The organism is Paraburkholderia diazotrophica, assembly GCF_900108945.1.
In the GTDB taxonomy this organism is placed as follows: Bacteria; Pseudomonadota; Gammaproteobacteria; order Burkholderiales; family Burkholderiaceae; genus Paraburkholderia; species Paraburkholderia diazotrophica.
On sequence record NZ_FNYE01000096.1, the window covers coordinates 1 to 2821 of the forward strand.

Sequence of the window (2821 nt, forward strand, 5' to 3'; positions counted from 1 at the left end):
AAGCGCACGGGCCTGTACGCGTTGCAGGCGTATCAGCGCGCGAACGGCCAGACGCTCGGCAACAACGGCGCGGGCAACATCATCAACGCGACGGCAACGCTCGGCGACGGCTTCAACTCGACGCCGTCGTCATCGCGCAGCATGGTCGGCGTTGGCGTGGGTATGGTGCATAGGTTCTGATGCCGGCTGTTGTTCACGCATGGGAAGCAGCAACAAGCGCCGCGATTGCGGCGCTTTTTTATCGTTCGCAGTCGTTGCGGACACAAGCGCTCAGCGCGCGGCGTTGCGTTTCTCAGGTGGTGTGTAGTCGATCGTGACGAACGCGCCGCCTTGAAAACGCTGCGCGACGGAATCGAGCGGATTCGGCTTTGCGAGAATTTCAGCGGCGTAGTCTTCTGAATTCTGGCGCGGCTGATAGCCGAGACGCGCGGCGCCCGAATTGTCCCAGTAGCTGCGCGTATTGTTCGACACGCCCCAGACCACCTCGAAGGCGATATCCGGCACATCGATGCAACGATCGATCAGATGCAGGAAATCGTCATGGCCGAGCCATGTGCTGAGGTGCCTGAACTCGGTCGGCTTCTCGATGCAACTGCCGATGCGGATGCACACGCTTTCGATGCCATGCTTGTCCCAGTACATGCGCGCAAGCGATTCGCCCCACGCCTTGCTGAGCCCGTAGAAGCCGTCGGGCCGAAATGCGCAGTCGAGCGGCAGCTTGTCTTCGACGGGGTACATGCCGATCGCGTGATTCGAGCTCGCGAACACGATGCGCCGCACGCCGTGGCGGCGCGCGCCTTCATACACTTCGACGAGCGCGCGCAGATTGTTCTCGATGATCTCCGCAAGCGGCCGCTCGACGCTCGTGCCCGCCAGATGGATCAGCACGTCGATGCCCTGCATCAGCCGGTCGACCACGGCGGGATCGCGCAGGTCGCCATGCATCACGTCTTCGCCGTCGAACAGCGGCTCCAGCGCGTGGGAACCCGCCGCCGAACGCAGATTCACGCCGCGCCCGTTCAACGCGACGCGCAGGAAGCGGCCCAACTGGCCGCCTGCGCCGCTCAACGCAATCTTTTTCGTCATGGTCCAAACCTTGTGACAAAGAGTTAGCAGGGAGTTCCGGGCAATGCGATAAGTTGTATTACAACACATCCGCACGGCAATCGGTTCGAAGAAAAAGGTTGCGCAGAAACGGCCTGCGAAGGGCCTGTGAAGCCCGTCCCGCAAGGCCCGGCGGCGCATGACATGAGCCGACATAATTCGTCGATAGCCTTAGCGCGGCTGCACACCCATACTGCGTTCCGCGTGCTGAGCTGCAGAACACAACGAAACCGGCGATTCACGCAACCGTGAAATCGCCGATGCGGCCACCAGCGTAGCAACCCGCCATCGGACGATCCCCGCACTCTTCTGACCGATGACAGGACTTCACATGTTTGCTTCTCTTCACTCCGTTCGTGGCAAGACTCTGCGCAGCGCTTCGGCTGCACTCGCATTCAGCGCGATGCTGCTGAGCGGCTGCGCGGCAGCCAGCGTCACGAACACGGCCCAATACTCGACGCTCACGCAAGCGAATCCGCAGAACGTCTACGTGTACACGTTCGCGAGCAATCCGGATGCGGTGAAGCTCGACAACAGCGGCATCGTCCACAAGCTGAGCGCAAGCTTCTCGGGGACGTCGCAAACGTCGCAGCAGACGAAAGAAGCCGTCGCGGCCGGCGAGGAGCTGACGGACGAAGTGGTCGCGAAGCTGCAATCGATGGGCGTGCATGCGATCCGCACCGACGCGCCGCCGCCCGCCAACGAGAACGTGCTGATCGTGCAGGGCAATGTCGCGTCGATCGATGCGGGCGATCATCGCCGCCGCATGCTGATCGGACTCGGCGCGGGCAAGAGCGAAGTGAAGGCGCATGTGCAGGTGCTGTACAAACCGGCGGGCGGCATGCCGCAACTCGTGCAGACCTTCGACGCCGATGCGAACAGCGGCCATATGCCGGGCGTCGCGGAAACGGCGGGTGTCGGCGCGGCAGTGGGACACGTCGCGACATCGGCGGCAGCGGGCGGCGCGTTACATGTCGGTTCGGAGCACAAGGGCGACACCGTCACGAGCGATGCGAAGAAGCTCGCCGATTCGGTCGCGAAGCAGGTCGCGCAGATCGGTGTCGCGGAAGGATGGATGTCGAGCGATCTGGTGAAGTAAATCTCGCGAACCAGATCTCTTGAAGCAAGCGCGACCGCGCTGCGAAAAACAAATGGCGATGCCGTGCGGGCATCGCCATTTTTCGTCAGAGGGCACGACGACGCCTGCGCAGCCGCGCGATCAGCCTTCGCGGAACAGGAAGCTATAAGCGCTCAACGCGGGCACGCCGCCGAGATGCGCATACAGCACCTTCGAGCCTTCGGGAAATTCGCCGCGCCGCACCTTGTCGATCATTCCGTGCATCGACTTGCCTTCGTACACAGGGTCGGTCATCACGCCTTCGAGCCGCGCGCACAGACGAATCGCCTCGAGTGTGCCCTCGTTCGGCAGGCCGTATTCGGGGCCTCCGTAGCGCGTATCGAGCACGACATCCTGCGCGGTGATGTCGCGGCCGAGATCGACCTTTTCCGCAGTGTGCTTTGCGATACGCGTGATCTGCTCGCGCGTCTGCTCGGGTTTCGCCGATGCGTCGATGCCGATCACGCGATCCGCGCGTCCATCGGCCGCGAAGCCGACGATCATGCCCGCCTGCGTGCTGCCCGTCACCGAGCACACGACGATGTAGTCGAACCTGAAACCAAGCTCAGCTTCCTGCTGGCGCACTTCTTCCGCGAAACC

At 62.8% G+C, this 2821-nt stretch carries 3 protein-coding genes and 1 pseudogene; 2 read left to right on the forward strand and 2 right to left on the reverse strand.

The window, feature by feature from the left end; translation table 11 throughout:
- Positions 1-180: pseudogene (locus BMW76_RS39930) on the forward strand (porin); the annotation flags it as partial.
- 90 nt (positions 181-270) lie between these two features.
- On the opposite strand, the gene BMW76_RS39935 reads toward BMW76_RS39930, so the two are convergent.
- Positions 271-1086, reverse strand: coding sequence for an NAD-dependent epimerase/dehydratase family protein (locus BMW76_RS39935; protein WP_090874161.1), 816 nt, complete (start codon positions 1084-1086; stop codon positions 271-273).
- A 349-nt stretch (positions 1087-1435) separates the two neighbouring features.
- On the opposite strand from BMW76_RS39935, the gene BMW76_RS39940 reads away from it, so the two are divergent.
- Positions 1436-2203 carry a DUF4410 domain-containing protein gene (locus BMW76_RS39940; protein WP_090874162.1) on the forward strand — a complete coding sequence of 256 codons (768 nt, stop codon included), beginning with the start codon at positions 1436-1438 and terminating at the stop codon, positions 2201-2203.
- A 120-nt stretch (positions 2204-2323) separates the two neighbouring features.
- Here BMW76_RS39940 and BMW76_RS39945 read toward each other — a convergent pair.
- The coding region (locus BMW76_RS39945) for a pyridoxal-phosphate dependent enzyme (RefSeq protein WP_143062465.1) at positions 2324-2821 on the reverse strand (498 nt) is incomplete at its 5' end.

Bases quoted from the DNA above. Each gene is read 5' to 3' on its own strand.
- BMW76_RS39940 (WP_090874162.1), top strand. From the start codon at position 1,436: ATGTTTGCTTCTCTTCACTCCGTTCGTGGCAAGACTCTGCGCAGCGCT.
- BMW76_RS39935 (WP_090874161.1), bottom strand. From the start codon at position 1,086: ATGACGAAAAAGATTGCGTTGAGCGGCGCAGGCGGCCAGTTGGGCCGC.